The sequence below is a fragment of the Paenarthrobacter sp. NPDC056912 genome, from assembly GCF_042786555.1.
In the GTDB taxonomy this organism is placed as follows: Bacteria; Actinomycetota; Actinomycetes; order Actinomycetales; family Micrococcaceae; genus Arthrobacter.
This window is the reverse complement of the sequence record NZ_JBHUCD010000047.1, coordinates 1-2,302: the sequence shown is the minus strand read 5'-3', so window position 1 is coordinate 2,302 and position 2,302 is coordinate 1. Positions and strand designations below refer to the sequence as shown.

2 protein-coding genes are annotated in these 2,302 nt (G+C 61.6%); both read right to left on the bottom strand.

Annotated elements, in window-relative coordinates:
* Positions 1–1,181, bottom strand: a 1,181-nt coding sequence (locus ACFRJ9_RS23930) for an ABC transporter ATP-binding protein (protein WP_377673390.1), incomplete at its 3' end; no start/stop codon positions are given.
* Positions 1,178–2,302, bottom strand: a 1,125-nt coding sequence (locus tag ACFRJ9_RS23925; protein WP_377673388.1) for an ABC transporter ATP-binding protein, incomplete at its 5' end; no start/stop codon positions are given. The genes ACFRJ9_RS23925 and ACFRJ9_RS23930, both read right to left, overlap by 4 nt.

Genomic DNA, 2,302 nt, shown 5'->3' with positions numbered 1-2,302 from the left:
ATCTGGCCCAGCGGCTGGGTAAATTCGCGGGAGTACTGGATGAACGCCGTGGCGTCACCGAGGCTCATGGAACCCGAGGCGACCCGCAGGCCGCCCACCACGGCAATGCCCACGTAGGACAGGTAGGACACGAAGTTCATGGCCGGGAAGATCACGCCGGACACGAACTGTGCACCGAACGAGGTCTTGTAGAGTTCGTCGTTCTTCGCGTCGAACCGCTCCAGCATGTCGGCGTCGCGGCCGAACACCTTCACGAGGTCGTGGCCGGAGAAGGATTCCTCGATCTGGCCGTTCAGCGCGCCGGTGTTCTTCCATTGCGCGGCGAAGAGCTTCTGGCTGCGGGCGCCGATGACACCGGCGAGGATGCCGGACAGCGGCAGCGCGATCAAGGCGATCAGTGCCAACTCCCAGGACACGATGAACATCATGACCGTAATACCCAGGACGGTGAGCACGGAGCTGACCAATTGGGAGAAAGCCTGCTGGAGACCTTGCTGGACGTTATCGACGTCGTTGGTCACGCGCGAGAGGATGTCGCCGCGCTGGCGGGTGTCGAAGTAGTTCAACGGAAGTCGGTTGAGCTTGGCCTGGACATCATCGCGGAGCTTCTTGATGACCCGCATGACGATCCTGTTGAGCAACCAGCCCTGGGCCCACAGGAAGATGTTCGCGACGAAGTACATCAGGAGCACGATCGAAATCAGGAACGTCAGTTTGGGGAAGTCGATCCCGTTGGTGAGCTCCATGGTGGAAACCATGTCCGCGAAGTTGGCCTGACCCTGCTGGCGCATCAGCTCCACGAACTGCTCCTGGGTCACCCCGGGCGGGAGCTGCCTGCCCATGACGCCACCAAAGATGACGTCCATGGCGCTGCCCAGGACCTTGGGAGCGATCACGTTCAGGACCACCGAGACCACCACGAGGCCGATCACGATGTACACGCCAACGCTCTCAGGCTTCAGCAGACCCATGAGCCGCTTGGCGGAGGGCCAGAACTCCTTGGCCTTCTTTGCCGGGACATCGCCGAACATGCCGCCATCGGCTTCTGTGGGGACGTATTCCTCTTCTACGAAGTCCTCGTCCTCAAGAAACTCGGTTGCGATCTCTGCCTCGGCGGTTGCCTTGGCGTTCTTCGCGGCTTCTGCCTTGGCAGCCCAGCCACGCTTCTTCTGCTCGCTCATGCCACTTCCTCCACGCTCAGCTGGGATTCAACGATTTCCTGGTACGTGGGTGAGGTCTCCAGAAGTTCGTCGTGTGTTCCGCGGTCCACGATCCGGCCGTTGTCCAAAACCAGGATCTCGTCCGCGTCCGCGATGGTTGAGACGCGCTGGGCCACGATGATGACTGTGGCGTCCCGGGTTTTGGCTTTCAACGCCTTGCGCAGCCGGGCGTCGGTTGCCACGTCCAGAGCCGAGAATGAGTCGTCAAACAGGTATACGTTCGGTTTGGTCACCAGGGCCCTGGCAATGGACAACCTCTGACGCTGGCCGCCGGATACGTTGGTGCCGCCCTGTGAGATCCTTCGGTTCAAGCCCGATGACTTCTCCTCAACGAAGCCTTTGGCCTGCGCCGTTTCCAGCGCCTCCCACAGTTCCTCGTCCGTGGCTTCGGGCTTGCCGAAGCGCAGGTTGTGCTCGATGGTCCCGGAGAACAAGTACGGCTTCTGCGGAACGGCCGCCACACGGCTGGTGATCTCCGAGGCATCCAGTTCGGTGACTGGAACGCCGTCGAGCATGACGTCACCGGAAGCGACGTCATAAAGCCTCGGCAGCAGCGAAACCAACGTGGTCTTGCCCGCGCCGGTGGAGCCGATGATGGCCAGGGTCTTGCCAGGCTCCGCGGTGAAGGAGATATTGCTCAGCACCGGAGCTTCGGCACCGGGGTACTTGAAGGTCACGTCGCGGAATTCGACGCGGCCCTTCTTCTCCGCCGGCACCACCGGTGAGGCGGGATTGTGAATGGAAGGCTCGACGTCGAGCACCTCACCGATGCGGTCGGCACAGACGGAAGCGCGCGGAATCATCATGGCCATGAAGGTGCCCATCATGACAGCCATCAGGATCTGCAAGAGGTACTGCAGGAAGGCCGTCAATGAGCCCACCTGCATGTCTCCGGCATCCACCCGCTGACCGCCGAACCACAACACGGCCGCGGTGGACAAGTGGAGGATCATGCCGATGGCCGGGAACATCAGAACGAACAGGTTGCCGATTTTCACGGAAACTGCCGTCAGGTCCTGGTTGGCATCACCGAAGCGCTTGGCTTCGTAAGGTTCACGCACGAACGCCCGGACCACGCGGAT